The organism is Roseococcus sp. SDR, assembly GCF_019083995.1.
GTDB lineage: Bacteria > Pseudomonadota > Alphaproteobacteria > Acetobacterales > Acetobacteraceae > Roseococcus.
Genome location: NZ_JAHRCU010000001.1, coordinates 119,319 through 138,934, shown reverse-complemented (window position 1 = coordinate 138,934; position 19,616 = coordinate 119,319). Strand labels below are relative to the sequence as shown.

Genomic DNA, 19,616 nt, shown 5'->3' with positions numbered 1-19,616 from the left:
TGGGACAGCGCCGCGCAGCCGTGCCATCATCAGCCCGCCATGCGTCAGCTCCTGCTGCTCCGGCACGCCAAATCCTCCTGGGATGACGCGATGCTCTCAGACCACGCCCGCCCGCTCAACGCGCGCGGGCGCCAGGCGGCGGCGGCCATGGCCCATCAGATGCAGGAACTGGGCCTGGCACCCGACATCGTGCTCGTCTCCTCCGCGCGGCGCACGCTGCAGACGCTGGAGGCGCTGCAGCCCATGGAGAGCTCCCCCCTCATCGAGGTGATGGACGACCTCTACCTCGCCCCCTGGCAGCGGTTGATGGACACGCTGCGCACCATGCCGGAGACGGCGCGCTCGGTGCTGCTCATTGGCCATAATCCGGGCCTGCACGAGCTCGGGCTGGCGCTGATGGGCGCGACGGGCGCGGCCATGGGCGGCGTTCATGCGCGACGCCTCTCCGAAGGCTACCCGACGGGCGCCTTGGCCGAGTTCACCATCGCCGGCCCCTGGGGGCAGTTGCAGGATGGCGGGGGGAGGCTGGTGCGATTCGTGGCACCCCGGGACCTGCCGGAGGTGGCGGCCTGATCCTCGAACTGGCCCCCTGGCAGGAACCGGGGGCGCCACCGCCGCGATGCCCGACCCATCCGCGCTTCGCGCCCCCGCGCTGGCGATCGCACCGTGTCACCTGGCTGCGCGGCGAGGGCGAGGACGCGCCCCTGCTCACCCGCCGGAACCGTGCGTGGCATGCGGTCACCCCCCTGCCACCCACGGGCACGACCGCCTGGCCCGGCATGCTGCCGCCGCCGGAGGCGCGACCGCCCGACCCCACGGCCCGCCCCATCGCCCGCTTTACCGGCCGCAGCACCCTCCTTGCCCCTGGCGCCACCTGGATCGAGGGCCGCCTGGAGGCCGGCGGGCAGGCGCATCGCATCGCCCGACTGGTGCTGCAGGGCGATCCGGCGAAGGTGCTGGCGCTCGCCGCCGAGTTGGCGGGGACATTGCCGCTGCTTCCCGCACCACATGGCCTGGACGAGGCGGCGCTGGCGCTGGCCGAGAGGCGCCCCCCCCACCCGCGCCGCCAGGGCGCGCCCAGCCTCGCTGGCGCCACCACCACCGAAGCCGCCTTCCGCGCGGCCCTGGCCCATCTGCTGGACGTGATCCTGGCCGAGGCTCCGGGTTGCCGTCCGGGCATGGGCCCCCGCGGCGTGCACCAGACGCGCGTGGCGCTGCGTCGCCTGCGCTCCCTGCTGCGTCTGTTCCGCCCGGTGCTGGACGGCCAGGCCTGGCGCGATTGGGACGGACATCTGCGCGACGTCGCCCAGGCGCTGGGCGCCGCGCGCGACTGGGACGTCTTCCTGACGGGAATCGGCCCGGGCACGCTGGCCGCGCTGGAGGGCGATGCGCGGGTCAAGCGCCTGCTCACCGCCGCCGGGCGCGAGCGCGACGCGGCCTATGCGGCGCTGGGCGACTTCCTCGCCTCGCCCGCCTTCCGCGCCGCCATCTTTGAGGGCATGCGGCTCGGCCTGCTGCATCCCCCGCCGCCGGCCGACCCGCCTCTCCCGCCCTTCGCCGCCGCAGTGCTGCGCAAGCGCTGGAAGCGCCTGAAAAAGGCCGGCACCGCGATGCAGGAGCTGGACGCGACCGCGCTGCACGAGATGCGCCTCGACGCGAAGCGCCTGCGCTACGCGGCCGAACCCTTCGCCGCGCTGTGGCCCGGCAGGGCCGCGAAACGCTTCACGAAGCGGCTCGCCGAGTTGCAGGAGGCGCTGGGCCTGGCCAATGACGCGACCGTGGCCGGGCAGCTGGCGCGGCGACTCGTGGGCCGGGGGGCGAGCGGATTCGCCATCGGAACCGTCACGGGCTTCGCCGCCGGGCGGGCGGAGGGGAGCCGAATCGCCGCCCTCGCCGCCTGGAAGCGCCTCCGCAAGGCAGGCCCCTTCTGGAAGTCACCGGAAAACCACGATTTGTAATATGGCGAAACAAGCGGGTTGCCAGCCCCCTTCATCGTGGTTTAACCAAACGACTCATGCGCCGACGCAAAATTTACAAGCCAGCCCGCTCGCCCCGTCGTTGGGGTCGTGCGGCCATGGTGGGGGCCACGGCCCTTCTTGGCGGCGGCCTCGTGGCGCTTGGCCTGCCAGGGCAACTCATGGGCTCGGCGCCGGGCAGCCAGGACTGGTCCACCCCCAACGCGCAGATCCGCATCGTGGATGGCGATACGCTTCGCCTGGGTGACCGCATGCTCCGCCTGCACGGCGTCGAGGCGCCGGAGCGCGGTCAGTTCTGCACCGACGCGCAGGGCCGCCTCTATGATTGCGGCACCGCCGCCGCCGCCGTCCTCGCCGATCTGGTGGGTGAGCGTGGCGTTGATTGCCGCGTCGCCGGGCGGGATCGTTTCGGCCGCGCGCTCGGCGCCTGCCGGGCCGGCACCATCGACCTGAACGCGACGATGGTCGCGGCCGGCTGGGCCTTGGCCGATTCCGGCGCGGCCCCCGCCCTCGCGCAGCATGAGGCGGCGGCCCGCCAGGCCCAGCGGGGCCTCTGGTCCGGCGGCTTCGAGCCGCCCGCGCATTGGCGCCGCGGCATCTGACGCCGCCGGCCGGGCCCCGGCTTGGCCCATCTTCGCGGGAAGACAACAGCGGCCCGCGAGAGCCGGATAGACAACAGCGCTGACCTGCCTACACTGCAATGCAACATCGCGCGGGGGCGGCCCACGCCCCGCGCTCCAACCTGTTGAGGATGTCGCATCATGAGCACGACCGGCTCGATCACCGTTTCCATCGAGGGCAGCAACAGCAGCACCACGCTGCCGCTGCTGGGTGGCACGCTCGGCCCGCAGGTGGCCGATATCCGCAAGCTCTATTCGAGCCTCGGGATCTTCACCTACGACCCCGGCTACGGCGAGACCGCGAGTTGCGAGAGCAAGATCACCTACATCGACGGCGATGCCGGCGTGCTGATGTATCGCGGCTACCCGATCGAGCAGCTGGCCGAGAAGTCCGACTTCATCGAGGTCTGCTACCTGCTGATGAATGGCGAGCTGCCGAACGCCGCCCAGCTCGAGAAGTTCCGCAAGGACGTCACCTATCACACGATGGTGCACGAGCAGATCCGCCGCTTCTTCGACGGCTTCCGCCGCGACGCGCACCCGATGGCGATCATGTGCGGCGTGGTGGGCGCGCTGGCCGCCTTCTACCACGACAACCTCGACATCAATGACGCGCGCCAGCGCGAGGTCGCCGCCTTCCGGCTCATCGCGAAGGTGCCGACCATCGCCGCCATGGCCTACAAGTACGCGCTGGGCCAGCCCTTCGTGTATCCGCAGAACCGCCTGAGCTACGCGGCCAATTTCCTCTACATGCTCAACACCGTCCCGGCCGAGCCCTATGAGGTCTCGCCCGTGCTGGAGCGCGCGATGGACCGCATCCTGGTCCTGCACGCCGACCATGAGCAGAACGCCTCGACCTCGACGGTGCGCCTCGCGGGCTCCACCGGCGCCAACCCCTTCGCCTGCATCGCCGCCGGCATCGCGGCGCTGTGGGGCCCCGCCCATGGCGGCGCCAACGAGGCGGTGCTGAAGATGCTGGCCGAGATCGGCACGCCGGATAAGATTCCGGCCTTCATCGAGAAGGTGAAGGACAAGAACTCCGACGTGAAGCTCATGGGCTTCGGCCACCGGGTCTACAAGAACTTCGACCCGCGCGCGAAGATCATGAAGGAGACCTGCCACGAGGTGCTGGCCGAGCTCGGCATCAAGGACGAGCCGCTGCTCGACATGGCCATGGAGATGGAGCGCATCGCGCTGACCGACGAGTACTTCATCTCGCGCAAGCTGTATCCGAACGTCGATTTCTATTCGGGCATCATCCTCAAGGCGATGGGCATCCCGACCTCCATGTTCACCGTCATCTTCGCGGTCGCCCGTACCGTGGGCTGGGTGAGCCAGTGGAAGGAGATGATCGAGGATCCGAGCCAGCGCATCGGCCGCCCGCGCCAGATCTACACGGGCGCCGGCGCGCGCGACTACGTGCCGATGTCGCAGCGCGGCTGAGGCCGCCAGGCACCCCGAACAAGGCCGTGGTCAGCCATCGCTGACCACGGCCTTTTCTCTTGGGGGGGTGCGGTGCCCCGCATCCGCGACCAGAGCATGATCCGCCGAGCTGGCATCACCGAAGCGGTGCGTCGTCCTCTCAGCAAGGCTGGATCACGGTCCAGTCTCAGGCGCGTTCGAGGATGCTCCGATACCCCGCGGCGGCCACCACGCCGCCGCGCACCGCACCCGCCGCCGTCTCGCCCCAGAGCACGCGCGCGGCCTCGGGCAGGGCCCGGCTGTTGGGCGTGGACAGCCAGAGCCGATAGACCAGCCGCTTGCGCTCCGGATCCACCAGCTCGGTCCGGGCATGGTGCGTGACGTGGTTGTTGAGCAGCTGGATGTCGCCCGGCTCCATCCGCGTGCGCAGCGCGAGCTCCTGCGAGAGCGCGGCCAGCAGGTCCAGCGCCGCCACCTGATCGGGGGTCAATCGCGGCGCATCCTCGAAGCGCTGGGCGGATTCGATGAAGCCGCGGCTGTATTGGCTGGTGAAGCGGCCCTCATGCAGCGCGAAGACCGCGTTGCGATACCAGGGCGCCTCGCCCGGCCGCTGCTCCTGCTGGCGGCTGATCGGCCAGGGCTGAAACAGCAGTTCCAGCAGATCGGGCGCCTGCGCCAGCATGGCGTTGTGGATCGCGGGCGTGGAGACGATCAGGCTGTCGCCGCCGCCCTCGGACTGCCGGCAGCAGAGCAGCGCCACCACGTCGCAGCGGTCGGTGTGGAAGCGCAGCGCCCCGCCGGTGCGGTAGCCGCGGCTTCCCGGCTGGCCCGGCACCTCGCCCGTGTCACGCACCTCGCCCAGCAATTCGCCGTTCTTGCTCTGCGAGAGCGCCACGCCGAGATGCAGGCCGATGGCCCAGAGGATGGCGCGCAGCAACTCGGGCGTCGTCTCCGCGATCGGCAGGCCGCGCAGGTTCACGACGCCTGAGCCATCTTCCAGGTCGCGCTGGATGGCGGCCAGCCGCGGCGCCGTGACCGGCAGCGGCAGATCGGCGCGACGGAACGCCTCGACGGGGCGGCCGCTTGCCAGCATGGCGCGGCCGCAGGCCAGCAGCTCCGCCAGTTCCTCAATGCGCCAATGCCAGATCCAGTCGTTCCGCGCCGCCAAGCCCTCGCCGGTCCAGAGGCTCGGACCGGTCAGCGGCGCGCGGACCATCTCAGCGCGATGCGCCGTGCGGGGCCGCCAGCCGGGCCAGCACCTGATCCACGAACTGGGTCGCACTCCCCAGGTAATTCTCCGGGTTGCACAGGGCCCTGAGCCGGGCGGGATCCACCCGCGCCGCGATCTCGCGATCCTGCTCCAGCGCCGTCACCAGCGGGATGCCGCGCGCGATGGCGAGGTCGCAGGCGCGGTTGACGATGTGATGCGCCTCGCCGCGGCCCAGCACGGGGGCGAGGCCCATCATCACCTGCTCGGAGGCGATCAGCCCCCCCGTGGCGGCCAGGTTCCGCAGCATCCGCGCGGGGTCCACCACCAGCCCCTCGGCCAGGAAACGCGCCTGCGAAAGCGCGCCATGCGTGAGGTTGAAGGCCTGGCCGATGGCCAGCGCCTCCGCCTGCCAGGGGCCGGTGCCGCGCTCCAGGTCCTGCGCCATCGCGGCCATCATCTGCGGCACCAGCGCATGCACGCCGCGCGACTGCGCGAGGATGTACTCGCAGGCGATGGGGTTGCGCTTCTGCGGCATGGTGGAGGAGCCGCCGCGCCCGGTGACATGCGGCTCATTCACCTCGGCGACTTCCGTCTGCATCAGCAGCATCACATCGGTCGCGATCTTGGAGAGCGCGCCGCAGACGAGGCCGAGGAAGGAGACCGCCTCCGTGAAGCCGTCCCGCGCCACATGCCAGGGGATGTCGGGACAGCCGAGACCGAGCTCCGCCGCCAGTTCCCGCTGCACGGCGAGGCCCTGCTCGCCCAGCGAGGCGAGCGTGCCGGCCGCACCGCCAAACTGCACGCGCTCCACGCGCGGGCGCAGCTGCTCCAGCCGCTCCAGCATGGTGATGAGCGGCGACAGCCAGACGGCCACCTTGTAGCCGAAGGTGACGGGCAGCGCGTGCTGCAGATGCGTGCGCCCGGCCATGATCGTGCCGCGGTGCCGCTGCGCCATGGCCGCGAAGCCGCCGATCACCGCGATCAGCTCGGCGCGGATCAAGGCGAGGCCCTGGCGCATCTGCAGCACCACGGCGGTGTCCATGATGTCCTGCGTGGTGGCCCCCCAATGGGTCCAGCGCCCGGCGTCATGGCCGGCGAGTGCCGTGAGCTGCTTCACCAGGCCCACCACCGGATAGCCTGTGTTGCGCGTGGCATCGCCCAGCGCCTGGAGGTCGAGCTTGTCCACCTGGGCGGCGAGCGTGATGGCCGAGGCCGCCTCGGCCGGTACGATGCCCAGGCGCGATTGCGCGCGGGCGAGTGCGGCCTCCACATCCAGCATGCGCTGGAGGAAGGCGCGTTCGCTCATCGCGGCGCGCATCGCCTCCGTGCCGTAGAGCACGCCCAGGACGGGGGAATCGGCGGGGTTCACGGGCATGTCAGATGTCCAGGAAGACGGTTTCGGCGCCGCCGCGCAGGCGGATGTCGAGCTGCCAGGTGCCAGGGGAGACGGGCTCGGCCATGAGGGTCGCGCGGCGCTCGGCGGGCACGAGGCCGAGCAGCGGGTCCGTCTCGTTCAACGGCTCGCCCGCGAAATAGAGGCGCGTGGTGAGGTGGCTCAGCAATCCACGCGCGAAGATCGCGATCTGCACATGCGGCGCCTGCAGCGTATTGCCGCGGCCGGGCACGGGGCCGGGCTTGAGCGTGACGAAGCGGAAGCGCCCCTCGGCATTGGTGGCGCAGCGGCCGAAGCCCTGGAATGCCGCGTCATAGCGGCCGGCGGGGTCGGCGTGCCAGATCTCGACCATGGCATCGGTGACGAGCGCGCCATCGCCATCGGTGATGGTGCCCTCGATGACGATGCGCTCGCCCTCCGCCCCCGCATTCGGGCCATCCGCCCGCAGCAGATCCGCCCAGGCGGGGAAATCGATCATGTGCCAGTAGGGACCGGCGGTCTGGTGGGCGGTCGCCATCAGGGGTGATCCCCCTCTTCGAAGGGTGTCGCGGCCGGGCCGCGCAGCGTGATGTCGAAGCGATAGCCCAGCGCCCATTCGGGCTCCGTCACGCCGAGGTCGAAGCTCGCGATCAGGCGCTGCCGCGCGGCTTCGTCCGCCGTCGTGTTGAAGATGGGATCGAGCGCCAGAAGCGGGTCGCCCGGGAAATACATCTGGGTGATCATCCGCTGCGCATAGCCCTGGCCGAAGAGGGCGAAATGGATATGCACCGGCCGCCAGGCATTGTGGTGGTTGCGCCAGGGATAGGCGCCGGGGCGGATGGTGGTGAAGCGGTAGCGCCCCTCGGCATCGGTGAAGATGCGGGCATGCCCCTCGAAATTCGGGTCGAGCGGCGCGTCATGATCATCGCGCACATGGTGGTAGCGCCCGGCCGAATTGGCCTGCCAGACCTCCACCATGCTGTTCGCGACCGGCCGCCCCGCCTCATCCAGCACGCGGCCGGCGACGATGATGCGCTCGCCCATCGCGGCCTTGCCGTTATGGACCGACATGTCGGCCTGGGCCGGGTAATGCAGCGGCGAAAGGCGCGGCGAGCTGGTCTCGGTCAGCGTGTGGGGCGCGCGGATCGGCGCCAGCAGGGGCGCGCGGCCCTGGGTGCTGCGATAGGCGGGGCTGTCCAGCGGCGGCTGGGTGCCGGGCGCGGGCCGGGCATAGGGGATGGGGTCGGACATGACGCTGATCCTAGGTCAGAAGTCGCACCAGCCAAAGACTGAGGGCGGGGAAGAGCACGCAGAGGACGAGGCGCAGCAGATCCGTGGCCAGGTAGGGCAAGACGCCCCGATAGGTCTGCGAGATCGGGATGTCGCGCGCGATGGCGGAGATCACGAAGACATTCAGCCCGATGGGCGGCGCCGTCAGCCCGATGCCGACCACCACGAGGACGAGGATGCCGAACCAGATCGCCGTCTCCTCTGTCGTCATGCCGAAATCCAGCGCGGTGATGACGGGAAAGAAGACCGGCAGCGTGAGCAGGATCATCGCCAGCTCATCCATGACGGCGCCCAGGATGATGTAGGTCAGCAGCAGCGCCACCAGCACGCCATAGGGCGGGAAATCCTGGTCCGTCACCCACATGGCGAGCAAATCCGGCGCCTGGGTGAGGGCGAGGAAGGCGTTGAACACCTCGGCCCCCAGCAGGATGGCGAAGATCATCGCACTCGTCTCGGCGGTGGCCAGCAGCGCGGCGCGGATCTCCCGCAAGGGCAGGCTGCCGCGCGCCAGGCCCACGGCCAGCACGCCGATGCAGCCGACCGCGGCACTCTCCGTCGGTGTGAAGACGCCGCCATAGATGCCGCCCACCACCAGCACCGCGATGCACAGGACCGGAATCACGTTGCGGAAGGCGCGGGCACGCTCACCCGCCTCCAGCGGCGGCGCAGGCGGGCCCAGTTCCGGCCGCAGCTTCATCCAGAGCCAGATGGTGGCGAGGTAGAAGCCAGTCGCCATCAGCCCGGGGATGAGAGCCGCCATGAAGAGCTTGGCGATGTTCTGCTCGGTGCTGATCGCGTAGACGACGAGGATGACCGAGGGCGGGATGAGAATGCCGAGCGTGCCGCCCACCGCGATGGTCCCGGTGGCGAAGCCCGGCGCATAGCCATAGCGCCGAAGCTCGGGCAGCGCCGCGCGGCCGAAGGTGGCGGTGGTGGCGACCGAGCTGCCGCAGACGGCGCCGAAGGCGGCACTCGCGCCGATCACGCTCATGGCCAGGCCCCCGGGCCGGCGGCCCAGCAGCGCATTGGCGGCGGCGAAGAGGTCCCGCGCCAGGCCGCCGCGCTCGGCCAGCGCGCCCATCAGGATGAAGAGGGGGATGACGGAGAGCGTGTAGTTGGCGAAGAGGTGATAGGGCGTGGTCTTGAGGTAGTTGAACAGCGCCGCCTGATCCAGCACATGCACATAGCCCGCCGCACCGGCGATCAGCATGGCCAGCGCGATCGGCGCCCGCAGGATGATCAGCGCCATCAGCCCGGCGAAGCCGGTCAGCGCCAGCACGAATTCCGGCGCCATCAGCGCTGGCCCCTCAGCAGCCGCGGGATGGTGAGCAGGGCCGCGATGCCGGTCAGCGCGAAGCAGAAGGCCCCGATGCCGATGGCCCACCAATAGGGCAGCGCGAGCAGGCCGATGGTCCGCATGCCGTTGCGCCAGGTGTCGTGCATGCCCTGCCACATCCGCTCAGCGATGAGCAGCGTCACCGCCGCCCAGGCGAGCGACCAGAAGGCGTCGATCAACCCGTTCACCCGCGCCGGCAGCCAGGTGGTGAAGCTGTCCACCAGGATATTCGCCCGCGTCACGCTGCCCCAGGCGAGAAAGCTCAGCACCGCGAGGCCCGAGCCCAGCGAGACCAGCTCGAAATCGCCCTTCACCGGCTGGCTGGTGAGCCAGCGCGAGGTGACGGAGACGACCGTGAGCAGCGCGGTCGCCAGCAGCACCACGCCGCCACAGATGGCGAGCGTGGCGGCGAGGCGCGCGACGGGTCCGCGCGGGGTCAGGTCACGCCCTGCCCGTAGCGGGCGATCAGCGCGCGCGTCTCCTCCAGCAGGGCCGCGCCCTGGATGTTGCGCTCACCCATGGCGCGCACCCAGTTGTCGATCACCGGCTGCGTCGTGCGCTGCCAGCGCTGCGTCTCCTCGGCCGAGAGCTCGATGATGGCATTGCCGCGGCGGCGGACCATCTCCTCCACCACCGGACCCTGCTCGTCCCAGACGCGGGCCGCCATGGCGGCGGCGACCTGCCCGGAATTGGCATCGAGCACGCGCTTCAGATCGGGCGCCATGCCGTCATACTTCGCCTTGTTCATCGCCAGCACGAAGCTCGCCACATAGAAGGTCGGGCTGCCGGCGAATTCCGTGTGGTTGCGCAGCGTCTCATGCAGGCGGATGGAGGGCACGACCTCCCAGGGCACCACGGCGCCATCGATCACGCCCTGGGCCAGCGCCTCGGGCACCTGCGGGATGGGCAGGCCGATCGGCGCCGCCCCCAGCGCGCGCAGCGCCTCGCCCGCCTGGCGCGTGGGGAAGCGCAGCTTCATCCCCGCCAGGTCTTCCTGCCGGCGCACCTCCCGGCGGGAATTGATCACGCCCGCATCATGCGCCCAGGCGCAGATGATGTGCGTGTCGGCGAATTCCTGGCGGAAGCGGGTCTCGTAGAGCTGCTGCACCACGCGCGCATTCACGCTGGCGCGCTTATGCGCGACGAAGGGCAGCTCGATCACCTCGATGGAGGGGAAGCGGCCGGGCGTATTGCCCGGCAGGGTCCAGATGATGTCCACGACACCGTCCTTCGCCTGGTCATAGAGCTGCGGCGGCGCGCCACCCAGCTGCATGGCCGGGAAGATCTGCACGCGCAGGCGGCCCTGGCTCTCCGTGCTGATCTTCTGCGCCCAGGGCATCAGGAAATGGCGGTGCACGTTGGAGACGGCCGGGAGGAAGTGGTGCAGCCTGAGCGTCATCTCGGGCGTCTGCGCGCCGGCGCGCGGCGCCGCGATGAGCGCGGGGGCGGCGAGCGCGCCCAGCAAGGTGGTGCGACGGGTCGTCATGGCCTTGTGGCCTCCCTGGAGCTTGTTTCCTCCGAACCTTCTGCCCTGAACATCCGCCCCGCTCAAGGGCTTTGAAAGGCGGCTTTCCCAGGGGCCCGTCAGGGCCGGACGAACTCCACGAACAGGATGTCGAGGTCGCGCTCGGGCGTGAAATTCGTCCGGCGCATCTCGAAGCGGCGGTCATCCAGGCGGCGGACGCCCTCGCCGCAGAAGCTCAGGATCATCGAGGGGTCGGGCTTCTCGATCACGAGGCGGAACTCGCGGATCGGGCCCGCCCAGTTGGCGCCGGGCGTCAGGCGGTATTGCAGCCAGATCTCGCCGTAATCGGCCCCTCTCCGCGCCCGCTGGATGCGGCGATCGAAGGCGGCGAGGAACCCGTCCTCCATGCAATAGCGGGCACGCAGGGCCCGAAACTCGGACGTTCCGCGCCGCTCGGGCGAGAGCCGCCCACCGACCGAACCGCCGGCGAAGGGCACATAGCTGTGCTGGACCGCAAGGCTGCGCCCGGCCGGAAACACCTGGCGGCGCGTCACGCTGGTGCTGACGGTCCAGAGCGGCTCGTCGATATTCGTGCGCCCCTGCTCGAAGGCACCGAGCACCAGCCCGTCGCGCAGCAGGGCGGCGCGCTGGGGCTCCGGCAGGTCGTTCACGCGGCGCTCGAACTCATCGCCGCCCACCAGCGGCAGGCCCAGCGCCCGCAGCCGATCGGTGATGTCCTGCCCCTTGAAATGCGCCCGCTGCACCAGCTCATAGGTGACCGGCCGCCCCTCCACCACGGTGCGGAAATCCAGTTCCCGCCGGAAATCGGGCACGCGATCCACCGGGCTGTGCGTGAAGTCGGGGAGCGGAAAGGCCACCAGCGTGTCGATGTCGCGGTCGGTCGTGTTGGTGAAGAGGTATTCGACCCGGACCCGCTCGCGGCTGATGAAGAGCTCCTGCCGATCCAGGCGCACCGCCTCGCTGCGGACCAGCGCCAGGCCGCCGATGCCGATCGCGGCCATGCTGTCATTGGCCGGCGCCGGACGCGGGAGGGCGAGGAGGAAAAGCGCGGCGAGGCCGAGTGCGGAGCGAAGCATGGATCGCATTCTGCGGCCAACGAAGGCGGCCGCGTCAAGCGCGCTGGCGCGCCGACCCGCGCCGCCCTAGGCTCCATGAATGGGGCGAGAGACCCCCGTGGAGGAACAGAGATGAAGCAGCTCACCCTCGCCGCCCTTTGCGCGGCGACGCTCGCGGTCCCGCCCGCCCTCGCCCAGCTCGCCCTCTCCGGCAATGACAACAAGGCGGTGTCGCGGAACGGCACCGTCAGCGTCGTGCCCAATCCGCCGGCGGACAATGTCACCATCCTCGATCTCGGCCAGCATCCGCCGCGCGTCGTGGCGACGGTGCAGGCGCCGCATTCCGTGGTGGGCCCGCCCACCTCGGTCGCGCTCACGCCGGATGAGCGGCTCGGCCTCGTCGCCTCCGCGCAGAAGATCGACCCGGCCAATCCGGCCCGCACCATCCCGGACAACCGCCTCTCCGTGATCGACCTCCGCGCGACGCCCCCCGCGGTCGTGCAGACGCTGGAGGCCGGGGCCGGTGCCTCGGGCGTCTCGGTGAACCGCGCGGGCACGCTCGCGCTGGTCGCCAACCGCAATGCCGGGACGGTCAGCGTCTTCCGCATCGCGGACGGCCGCCTCGCCCCGGTCGGCACCGTCACCGTGGGCCCGGCGGCGTCCGGCGTCAGCCATGTGCAGTTCACCCCGGATGGCCGCCACGCCCTGGTGAGCCGTGATGGCGATTTCATGGTGACCGTGCTGCGCGTAGAGGGCGAGACCGTGACGCCGGCCGGGCGTGACATCACCGTGGGCATCCGCCCCTATGGCTTCGGCATCACCAGCGATGGCCGCTGGGCCGCGGTCGCGAATCTCGGCCGCGTCTCGGGCGATGCGGATACGGTCAGCCTCGTCTCCCTCACCGCCGAGCCCTTCCGCGTGACGGACACGATCAGCGTGGGCCCGACGCCGGAGGGCATCCAGGTCAGCCCCGACAACCGCCATGTGGCGGTGGTGGTGATCAACGGCTCGGCACGCGCCAACAACCACCCGCTCTATGGCCGCGGCAAGCTGGTGATGCTGCGCATCGAGGATGGGCGCCTGGTTCGCGTGGCCGAGGCCGAGATGGGCAGCTGGGGCCAGGGCGTGGCCTTCAACCGCGACGGCACGCGGGTTTATGTTCAGAACATGATCGAGCGTGAAATCCAGGGCTTCGGCTTCGACGGCCAGCGCCTGACGCCGCTGCCGGGCCGCATCGCCATCGAGGGTGGGCCTTCCGCCTTGCGCACGGCCCAGCCTTGAATCCAGGCACCCCCGACAAGGCGCCGCGGCCGGCCTGGCTGACCGCGGCGCCCTTCCTCTTCGTCTCGCTCTGGTCCGGCGGCTTCACCGCCATCAAGCTCTGCCTGCCCCATGCGGAGCCGATGACGATCCAGGTCATGCGCTACGCCACCGTGGTGGCGGTGCTGCTGCCCCTCTGGGCCGTGCTGCGCCCTCCCCGGCCGGATCGCGCGACACTCATGCACCTGATCCGCATGGGGCTCCTCGTGCAATTCGCCTATTTCGCCTGCATGAACCTCGCCATGGCGAATGGCATGGGGCCGGGCACCATCGCGCTGCTGATCGGGCTGCAGCCGGTGCTGGTGGCGATCCTCGCCCCGGCCGTGGTGGGCGACCCGCCGGTCGGGCTGCGCGGCTGGATCGGCCTCCTGCTCGGCATGGCCGGCGCGGCCATGGTGATCTCCTCCGGCTCGGGCTTCGCGGCGAGCGGCTGGCTCGGCCTTGGCTTCGCCATGCTGGCGCTCTCGGTGATGACGGGCGGCGCGCTGCTGGAGCGCAAATCGGGCCGGCCCACCCATCTCGTCACCGCCAATCTCGTCATGTGCAGCGTGGCGCTGGTGGCGAGCATCCCCGTCGCCTGGGTGACGGAAACCATGGTGGTGGACTGGGCGCCGGAGCTTTTCATCGGCCTCGGCTACATGGTCTTCGTCAATTCGCTGATCTCGCTCTCCATCCTCTTTGCCATGCTGCGCCATGGCGAGGCCGCGCGGGCTTCTTCGGTGTTCTTCCTCGTGCCGCCGCTCGCCGCCTTCATCGCCTGGATGGTGCTGGGCGATGAGATGGCCTGGCTGGCCATCGCGGGCACCGCCGTCGCGGTGGTCGGCGTGGCCCTGGTGGTTGCCAAGCGCTGACCGCCGCGCCACGCTTCCCGGCAAAGATCGAGGAACCTCCCATGGCCCATGCAGGCTTGAATTTCGGTATTTTTCTCGCGCCCTTCCACCGCCTGGGCGACAACCCGACGCTGGCGCTGGGCCGCGACCTCGATCTTCTCGTGGCGCTCGACCAGCTGGGCTATGACGAGGCCTGGATCGGCGAGCACCACTCCGCCGGCTGGGAGACGATCGCGAGCCCCGAGATCATGATCGCGGCCGCCGCCGAGCGCACGAAGCACATCAAGCTCGGCTCCGGCGTCACCAGCCTGCCCTATCACCACCCGCTGCTGGTGGCGCAGCGCTTCGTCCAGCTCGACCACATGACGCGCGGCCGCGTCATGCTGGGCTGCGGCCCGGGCGCCCTGGTGAGCGACGCCTATATGATGGGGATCGAGGCCCACACCCAGCGCCCGCGCATGGAGGAATCGCTCCAGGCCATCATGCGGCTGCTCGCCTGCGACGGGCCGGTGACCATGAAGACCGACTGGTTCGAACTGCGCGAGGCGCGGCTGCACCTGGCACCCTACACATATCCGCGCTTCCCGATCTCCGTCGCCTCCTCCACCACGCCCTCCGGCGCGCTGGCCGCGGCCAAGCATGGGCTCGGCCTCATCTCGCTCGGGGCCGGCCTGCCCGGCGGCCCGCAGAAGCTCGCCGAGCAATGGCGCATGGCGGAGGCCGAGGCGGCAAAGCACGGCCAGACGATGGATCGCAAGAACTGGCGCCTCGTCGTCAACATGCATTGCGCCGAGGATGACGAGCGCGCGATGCGCGAATGCCGCGTGGGCGAGCGCCTCGAGACCGAGACCTATTTCGGCGAGACGCTGGGCCGCCCGCCCACCCGCACCGAAGATCCGCTCGGCGATGGCCTCAAGGCCGGCACCACGCTGGTGGGCAGCCCCGAGACCGTGGCCAAGGGCATCGAGCGCCTGATCGGCTTCAGCGAAGGCGGTGCCGGCGGCATCCTCTTCCGCAGCCATGAATGGGCCGATCGCGAGCAGACGCTGCGCAGCTATGAGCTGTTTGCCCGCTGGGTCATGCCGCGCTTCCAGGGCTCGCTGCGCATGCCGGCCGAGAGCCGGGAGTGGTGCTACCAGAACCGCGAGGGCATCTTCGCGCCCAATCTCCAGGCGCTGAAGCAGGCCTTCGTGGATGCCGGCCAGGCCGTGCCGGAGATGGCGCGCCTCAAGCTGCGCGAACGCCAACCGGGCGAATAGCCTCCTCCAGCCCGCGCGCCTGGTGTTCGATGCGGGCGGAGACGGCGGTCAGGCTCTCCACGCTCGCGCGCACCTCCACCGCCGCGCTGCGCGCCACGCGCGTGGCCAGGATTTCGGCCCGGGCGGTGGCATTGGCGCTGCGCTCCTCCGCCGTCGCGATGAGCGCGATGAGCTGCTGGCTATGCGCCGCCACCTGATCCACCGCGGCCAGCGTCTCGCGCTGCTGCTGCAGAAGCACCGCCGTGCCCTCGCGCAGCGTGCCGGAGAAGGCGGTGACGGCGCGGCGCATCTCCTCCAGCTCGGCGGCGCTGAGGCCGGGCAGCGGCGGGCGGCGGCGCAGCGCGAACAGGGCGAGGAGGACGCCCGAAAGGAAGCAGAGGCCGCCCAGGCCCAGCGCCAGCGCCTCCGGCGCCACACCCTCCCAAGGTGCGGCGGCGGCCGGGCGCGTGCCGAGCAGCAGCAGCACAGCCCCCGCCCAGGCCGGACGGCAAGGAGCGGACGGTCGTGGCGGACGGGGCTTCATGCCTCGGTCCTAGGCGCGGCGCGGTAAAGAAAGCCTTGCCGCCCAGCCTTTGCGCTTCGTTAACCGCGCCCTGCGACGCTCCCGGCCGAACCCGCCAAGGAGACGCGCCAGGATGGCCGAACCCTTCTCCGCCCCCTGCCCCTTCGCGCCGCTTCTCGCGCGGCTTGGCCACGCGCCCCGCGTCACGCGGCGCGGCCCCGCGCCGCCGGGCCTCGATGGCCTGCCCACCGGCGACCCGGCCGATCTGGTCTGGCTGAGCGAGCCCGCCGCCTTGCAGGAGGCGGATCTGCAAGCCCGCTGGATCGCCTGGCCGCGCGCGGCGGCCTTGCCCATCGAGGTCGCGCAGCATCTCGCCGGTCATGTGCTCGCGCCGCTGGGGGTGTTCGTGCTGGCGCGCCGTCTTGCGCCCGCCGCGCTGCCCAGCGCGGAGGCGGCCGCGCTTCAGGCGCGCGCCGCCACCCTCCCGCCCGAGGAGGCGCTGGCCCTGCTGCGCCTGCTGGCGCCCCGGCATCCGCCAGCCCGCACCGCATTGACCGAGCGCCTCATCGCGGCGGAAGCCTGGGCGGAGGCGCTGGCGCTGGGCGGCACCGAGGCAGCGCCAGGCGCGCTCCTCGCCTTCAACCAGGCCATCGCCGCCGGCGAGATCGCGGCGGCCGAGCGCATCGCCTCGGCCCTCGCCGATCTCCAGCCGGACAACGCCGCCGTGCTGGAAGCGGCGGTGGCCTGCAACCGGCAGCTCGGCCGAGCGGCGCGCGCCATGGCCTTCGCCCGCGCCCTGCTGGCCTGCGATCCCGGCCATGTCGCGGCCAACCTCCTGCGCCTGGAGCAGGCCGAGGCGGAGGGCGACGCGGCGGCCGAGCTGGCCGCACGCGCCGCCCTGGCCCTGGCGCCACCCGGCGCGATCCACCCGCTGCGCCGCCTGCATGAGGCGCATCGCGCCATCAGCCTGCACATGCTTCACCCCCTCGACGCCGCCGGCCGCGACGCCGTGCAGGGGCTGATCGCCGCCGCGCGCGGCGTGGAACCCATGCTGCTGCCCGAGGGCGAGGCGCGCCATTGGGCGCGCCATTACCGCCACCTCGCCGAAGCCGCCGATCCCGCGCTGCTCGGCCGCCCGGCGCCCCCTTTGCCCGTCACGAAGCTGCACCGGGCCGAGGGGCCGCCGCTCACCTGGGCCGGGCTGCGGCGCGAGGCGCGCGGCGCAAGGCTCGCCTTCGTCGTCGCGGCCGATCCCGCCTATCTGCGCCTCTACGGGCGGGCCTATCTTGCCTCCCTCCTCCGCCATGCCGGGCTGCCCTGCGTCATCCTGGTGCATGTGATCGGCGGGGCCGGAAAGCTGGCCGAGCTGATCGCGCTGATGGACATGCCCGACCCGCGCATCTTCTACAGCACCGATGCCTTCGCACCCGGCGCCGTGACCACGCAATGCCATGACAGCGACGGCCCGCGCGCGCTGCCGGTCGCGCATTTCCAGTGCACGCGCTTCGCCATGGCGCGTCGCGTGCTGGAGGAGCTGCGCCTGCCCCTTCTTGTCTCCGACATCGACAGCGTCCTGCAGCGCGGCGTGGGCGAACTTCTCGCCCGCTTCGGCGATTGCGACATCGTGCTCAACCGCAACGAGGCGAGCAGCGCCTTCGGCAGCCACATCACCGCCAACCTGCTGATGGCCTTCCCGACGGAGGGCGGCCGCGCCTACCTCACCGCGTTGCAGGCCTATCTGGAGACGGCCCTGGCCGCGCCGCATGTCACGCGCTGGATTGACCAATGCGGGCTGCAGGCCTGCTGGAACGCCAGCGATGCACGCTTCGGCTGGTTCGACACGACGGCCGACATCAACAATGTGATGTATCCGCGCTGGCAGCCCAACCCCTTCCTCTTCCTCTCGCTCTTCCACGGCTTCGACATGGCGAGCCTGCCGGCCGCCGCCTGATCAGGACCAGAGCCGCCCATCCGCCGGCATGGGCCGCACCGCGTGCCGCCGCGAGAGGCGCGCGCGATACAGCGCGTCCAGGTCAGGCAGCGCCAGCATCTCCTCCGCCTCATGGTCGAGCGAGGCGCCGATCTCGAGATAGGCGTCGAGATTGTCGAGCCGCGGCTCCAGCGTGCGGCCGGCCTTGTGCGCGCGCGCCGCCTGGAGGAACAGCGCCTCCAGCCGCTTCACCAGCTTCTCCATGTTGAACAGGTCGCAGCGGCCGCGCTGTGCCGCCAGGGTCCGGCGGTGGCGGGCCAGCTCCCTCGGCTCCTCGGCGAGGGCGATGGCGCGGCGCACATACTCATCCGGCGTGGCGCAGACCATCTCGGGCAGGCCGGCCGACCGCACCAGGCTGCCGCAGACGCGCGAGGCGAAGCTGCGGCCCGACAGCGTCAGCACCGGCACGCCGAGCCAGAGCGCATCCGACGCCGTGGTGTGCGCCCCATAGGGCACGGAATCGAGGAACAGGTCCGCGAGGCGATAGCGGGCCAGATGCTCGGCATTGTTGATCTTGGGCGCGAAGACGAGGCGCCCCTCGGCCACGCCGCGGGCGGCGGCGAAGGCGCGCAGATTGGCGCGCATCTCCTCCCCGGAATCAAGCAGCCAGAGCACGCTGCCCGGCACCGCCAGCAGGATCTGCATCCAGCGCTCGAGCGTGAAGCGGGAGAGCTTCTGCGCGGCGTTGAAGCAGCAGAAGACGAAGCCCTGCTCCGGCAGGCCGGCCGCGGCCCGGCTGGGTGTCGGCGCGATCACGCGCTTGCGGTCATTGGGCTGGTAGCAGGGCAGGCGCAGCACGCGCTCGGAGTAATGCCGCTCGGCCTCGGGCGGGATGATCCAGGGATCGGCGATGATGTAGTGGTGCCAGGGCGTCCCCAGCGTGCCGGGATAGCCGAGCCAGTTCACCTGCACCGGCGCCGCCCGCCGCGCGAAGAGCGCCGTCCGGGCATCGCGCGTGTAGCCGTTCACATCCACCAGGATGTCGATCTCATCGGCCGCGATGCGCGCCGCCGCGGCGTCGTCGTCCAGGTCGCGGATCTCCACCCAATGCTCCACAGCGGCCTTGATGCGGGCCTGGAGCGGTGCGGAGGAGGGTGGGCCGCAATAATAGGCCGTGACCTCGACGCGCGATCGGTCATGCAGCTCGAACACCTCGGCCATCAGCGTGCCGATCGCGTGGTCGCGCAGGTCCGAGGAGACATAGCCGATGCGCAGCCGCCGCCCCCCTGGTGTGATGGCAGCGCTCCGCCGGTCATGACGCGAGAGGTCGCGTGTCTCATCCACGAGGCAGCGCGCATAGTGATGCGCGAGGCCCAGATGCAGCCACGGATCATCCGTATAGGCCAGCATGGAGAGCGGGCTCGTCCCGCGCAGCAGGCGCCGCCGCTCCGCCGCGTCGCCGGGCGGCAGCACGGGCCAGGCGCATTGCACGAGGCGGAGTGCCACCAACTGCTCGATCACGTCGCGCTGATCGGGCTGCAGTTCCAGGCATTGGCGCAGCATCGCCTCGGCCAGGGCGGGCTTCTGGTGCTCGCTCAGCACACGCGCGATCTGCTTCAGGGCGGTCAGCTTGTAGGCGATGGCGGCACCGGTGACAGCGACAACGCGCTGCGCCACCCCCTGCCATTGCTCGATCGCCTGCGGCACCTGGCCGGCCCGCTCCAGCAGCCCGCCGAGATTGATGCTGGCCGGCAGGAAATCCGGATTGAGCGTGAGGCAGACCTGCAACGCTTCCCGCGCGGCTTCGACCTGGCCGAGATCAGTCAGCAGGCAGGCATGGTTGAAGCGGGCGATGTAGAGCTGCGGATCGGCCGGATGGGCCGCGATCCAGCCGGCATAGAGCCGGCTGGCCGCCGCGCGCTCACCGGCGGTGGCGAGGCGCTGCGCCTCCGCCACCAGGGCTGCCAGGGTCATGGCGAGGGTCTCGGACATCCTGTCCTCCTCTGTT

18 protein-coding genes are annotated in these 19,616 nt (G+C 71.0%); 8 read left to right on the top strand and 10 right to left on the bottom strand.

The annotated features are described in order from the left end of the window. Window positions 1-39 precede the first annotated feature (39 nt). The 4 genes from KTR66_RS00660 (at window position 40) to gltA (ending at window position 4,039) form a co-directional block, all read left to right on the top strand. Window positions 40-573 carry a histidine phosphatase family protein gene (locus KTR66_RS00660; protein WP_213609336.1) on the top strand — a complete coding sequence of 178 codons (534 nt, stop codon included), beginning with the start codon at window positions 40-42 and terminating at the stop codon, window positions 571-573. A 206-nt stretch (window positions 574-779) separates the two neighbouring features. Further along, the gene (locus KTR66_RS00655) at window positions 780-1,958 is read left to right on the top strand and encodes a CHAD domain-containing protein (protein WP_213609334.1); all 1,179 of its coding nucleotides are present in this window, start codon (window positions 780-782) and stop codon (window positions 1,956-1,958) included. 116 nt (window positions 1,959-2,074) lie between these two features. Continuing rightward, window positions 2,075-2,578: a thermonuclease family protein gene (locus tag KTR66_RS00650; RefSeq protein WP_213609332.1), complete on the top strand. Its 504-nt coding sequence runs from the start codon at window positions 2,075-2,077 to the stop codon at window positions 2,576-2,578. 159 nt (window positions 2,579-2,737) lie between these two features. Beyond that, the gene (gltA, locus tag KTR66_RS00645; protein ID WP_213609330.1) at window positions 2,738-4,039 is read left to right on the top strand and encodes a citrate synthase; all 1,302 of its coding nucleotides are present in this window, start codon (window positions 2,738-2,740) and stop codon (window positions 4,037-4,039) included. A gap of 166 nt (window positions 4,040-4,205) precedes the next feature. On the opposite strand, the gene KTR66_RS00640 is transcribed toward gltA, so the two are convergent. From KTR66_RS00640 to KTR66_RS00605, 8 genes are all read right to left on the bottom strand, one after another. Continuing rightward, window positions 4,206-5,234: a TauD/TfdA family dioxygenase gene (locus KTR66_RS00640; RefSeq protein ID WP_213609328.1), complete on the bottom strand. Its 1,029-nt coding sequence runs from the start codon at window positions 5,232-5,234 to the stop codon at window positions 4,206-4,208. Window position 5,235: 1 nt separating this feature from the next. Next, on the bottom strand, window positions 5,236-6,603 hold the full coding sequence (gene pcaB, locus KTR66_RS00635; protein WP_213609326.1) for a 3-carboxy-cis,cis-muconate cycloisomerase: 1,368 nt from the start codon (window positions 6,601-6,603) through the stop codon (window positions 5,236-5,238). A 1-nt stretch (window position 6,604) separates the two neighbouring features. Next, window positions 6,605-7,138, bottom strand: coding sequence for a protocatechuate 3,4-dioxygenase subunit alpha (pcaG, locus tag KTR66_RS00630; protein WP_249731748.1), 534 nt, complete (start codon window positions 7,136-7,138; stop codon window positions 6,605-6,607). After that, complete coding sequence (gene pcaH / locus KTR66_RS00625) at window positions 7,138-7,851, bottom strand: protocatechuate 3,4-dioxygenase subunit beta (protein WP_213609324.1); 714 nt, start codon at window positions 7,849-7,851, stop codon at window positions 7,138-7,140. Before pcaH ends, pcaG begins: the two co-directional genes overlap by 1 nt. 10 nt (window positions 7,852-7,861) lie before the next feature. Continuing rightward, window positions 7,862-9,184 carry a TRAP transporter large permease gene (locus KTR66_RS00620; RefSeq protein WP_213609322.1) on the bottom strand — a complete coding sequence of 441 codons (1,323 nt, stop codon included), beginning with the start codon at window positions 9,182-9,184 and terminating at the stop codon, window positions 7,862-7,864. Further along, a complete protein-coding gene (locus KTR66_RS00615; protein ID WP_371818961.1) occupies window positions 9,184-9,606 on the bottom strand; it encodes a TRAP transporter small permease in 423 nt (140 codons plus the stop codon). The genes KTR66_RS00620 and KTR66_RS00615 overlap by 1 nt, the downstream gene beginning before the upstream one ends. 56 nt (window positions 9,607-9,662) lie before the next feature. Next, entirely contained in the window at window positions 9,663-10,712 is a 1,050-nt protein-coding gene (locus KTR66_RS00610; protein WP_213609320.1) for a TRAP transporter substrate-binding protein, read from the bottom strand. 98 nt (window positions 10,713-10,810) lie between these two features. After that, window positions 10,811-11,788: a DUF4424 family protein gene (locus tag KTR66_RS00605; RefSeq protein ID WP_213609318.1), complete on the bottom strand. Its 978-nt coding sequence runs from the start codon at window positions 11,786-11,788 to the stop codon at window positions 10,811-10,813. A gap of 111 nt (window positions 11,789-11,899) precedes the next feature. On the opposite strand from KTR66_RS00605, the gene KTR66_RS00600 reads away from it, so the two are divergent. The 3 genes from KTR66_RS00600 to KTR66_RS00590 are packed head-to-tail and all read left to right on the top strand — an operon-like array spanning window position 11,900 to window position 15,176. Beyond that, on the top strand, window positions 11,900-13,048 hold the full coding sequence (locus KTR66_RS00600) for a YncE family protein (protein ID WP_213609316.1): 1,149 nt from the start codon (window positions 11,900-11,902) through the stop codon (window positions 13,046-13,048). Further along, the gene (locus KTR66_RS00595; RefSeq protein WP_213609314.1) at window positions 13,045-13,938 is read left to right on the top strand and encodes a DMT family transporter; all 894 of its coding nucleotides are present in this window, start codon (window positions 13,045-13,047) and stop codon (window positions 13,936-13,938) included. The genes KTR66_RS00600 and KTR66_RS00595 overlap by 4 nt, the downstream gene beginning before the upstream one ends. A 41-nt stretch (window positions 13,939-13,979) precedes the next feature. Then, window positions 13,980-15,176, top strand: coding sequence for an LLM class flavin-dependent oxidoreductase (locus KTR66_RS00590; protein ID WP_213609311.1), 1,197 nt, complete (start codon window positions 13,980-13,982; stop codon window positions 15,174-15,176). On the opposite strand, the gene KTR66_RS00585 is transcribed toward KTR66_RS00590, so the two are convergent. Then, the gene (locus KTR66_RS00585) at window positions 15,145-15,699 is read right to left on the bottom strand and encodes a hypothetical protein (RefSeq protein ID WP_213609309.1); all 555 of its coding nucleotides are present in this window, start codon (window positions 15,697-15,699) and stop codon (window positions 15,145-15,147) included. The two genes, KTR66_RS00590 and KTR66_RS00585, sit on opposite strands and share 32 nt — an antisense overlap. A gap of 112 nt (window positions 15,700-15,811) precedes the next feature. Here KTR66_RS00585 and KTR66_RS00580 point away from each other — a divergent pair, with 112 nt between their 5' ends. Continuing rightward, on the top strand, window positions 15,812-17,629 hold the full coding sequence (locus KTR66_RS00580) for a hypothetical protein (RefSeq protein ID WP_213609307.1): 1,818 nt from the start codon (window positions 15,812-15,814) through the stop codon (window positions 17,627-17,629). Here KTR66_RS00580 and KTR66_RS00575 read toward each other — a convergent pair whose 3' ends face one another. Further along, window positions 17,630-19,600 carry an O-linked N-acetylglucosamine transferase gene (locus KTR66_RS00575; protein ID WP_249731747.1) on the bottom strand — a complete coding sequence of 657 codons (1,971 nt, stop codon included), beginning with the start codon at window positions 19,598-19,600 and terminating at the stop codon, window positions 17,630-17,632. It lies immediately after the preceding gene. Window positions 19,601-19,616: the final 16 nt, after the last annotated feature.

What these genes read in the sequence shown, in the direction of transcription:
- KTR66_RS00655 (WP_213609334.1), top strand. Translation starts at nt 780, where the DNA reads ATGCTGCCGCCGCCGGAGGCGCGACCGCCCGACCCCACGGCCCGCCCC.
- KTR66_RS00610 (WP_213609320.1), bottom strand. Translation starts at nt 10,712, where the DNA reads ATGACGACCCGTCGCACCACCTTGCTGGGCGCGCTCGCCGCCCCCGCG.
- KTR66_RS00660 (WP_213609336.1), top strand. Translation starts at nt 40, where the DNA reads ATGCGTCAGCTCCTGCTGCTCCGGCACGCCAAATCCTCCTGGGATGAC.
- KTR66_RS00640 (WP_213609328.1), bottom strand. Translation starts at nt 5,234, where the DNA reads ATGGTCCGCGCGCCGCTGACCGGTCCGAGCCTCTGGACCGGCGAGGGC.
- pcaG (WP_249731748.1), bottom strand. Translation starts at nt 7,138, where the DNA reads ATGGCGACCGCCCACCAGACCGCCGGTCCCTACTGGCACATGATCGAT.
- gltA (WP_213609330.1), top strand. Translation starts at nt 2,738, where the DNA reads ATGAGCACGACCGGCTCGATCACCGTTTCCATCGAGGGCAGCAACAGC.
- KTR66_RS00620 (WP_213609322.1), bottom strand. Translation starts at nt 9,184, where the DNA reads ATGGCGCCGGAATTCGTGCTGGCGCTGACCGGCTTCGCCGGGCTGATG.
- KTR66_RS00600 (WP_213609316.1), top strand. Translation starts at nt 11,900, where the DNA reads ATGAAGCAGCTCACCCTCGCCGCCCTTTGCGCGGCGACGCTCGCGGTC.
- pcaH (WP_213609324.1), bottom strand. Translation starts at nt 7,851, where the DNA reads ATGTCCGACCCCATCCCCTATGCCCGGCCCGCGCCCGGCACCCAGCCG.
- KTR66_RS00650 (WP_213609332.1), top strand. Translation starts at nt 2,075, where the DNA reads ATGGTGGGGGCCACGGCCCTTCTTGGCGGCGGCCTCGTGGCGCTTGGC.
- KTR66_RS00575 (WP_249731747.1), bottom strand. Translation starts at nt 19,600, where the DNA reads ATGTCCGAGACCCTCGCCATGACCCTGGCAGCCCTGGTGGCGGAGGCG.
- KTR66_RS00585 (WP_213609309.1), bottom strand. Translation starts at nt 15,699, where the DNA reads ATGAAGCCCCGTCCGCCACGACCGTCCGCTCCTTGCCGTCCGGCCTGG.
- pcaB (WP_213609326.1), bottom strand. Translation starts at nt 6,603, where the DNA reads ATGCCCGTGAACCCCGCCGATTCCCCCGTCCTGGGCGTGCTCTACGGC.
- KTR66_RS00580 (WP_213609307.1), top strand. Translation starts at nt 15,812, where the DNA reads ATGGCCGAACCCTTCTCCGCCCCCTGCCCCTTCGCGCCGCTTCTCGCG.
- KTR66_RS00605 (WP_213609318.1), bottom strand. Translation starts at nt 11,788, where the DNA reads ATGCTTCGCTCCGCACTCGGCCTCGCCGCGCTTTTCCTCCTCGCCCTC.
- KTR66_RS00590 (WP_213609311.1), top strand. Translation starts at nt 13,980, where the DNA reads ATGGCCCATGCAGGCTTGAATTTCGGTATTTTTCTCGCGCCCTTCCAC.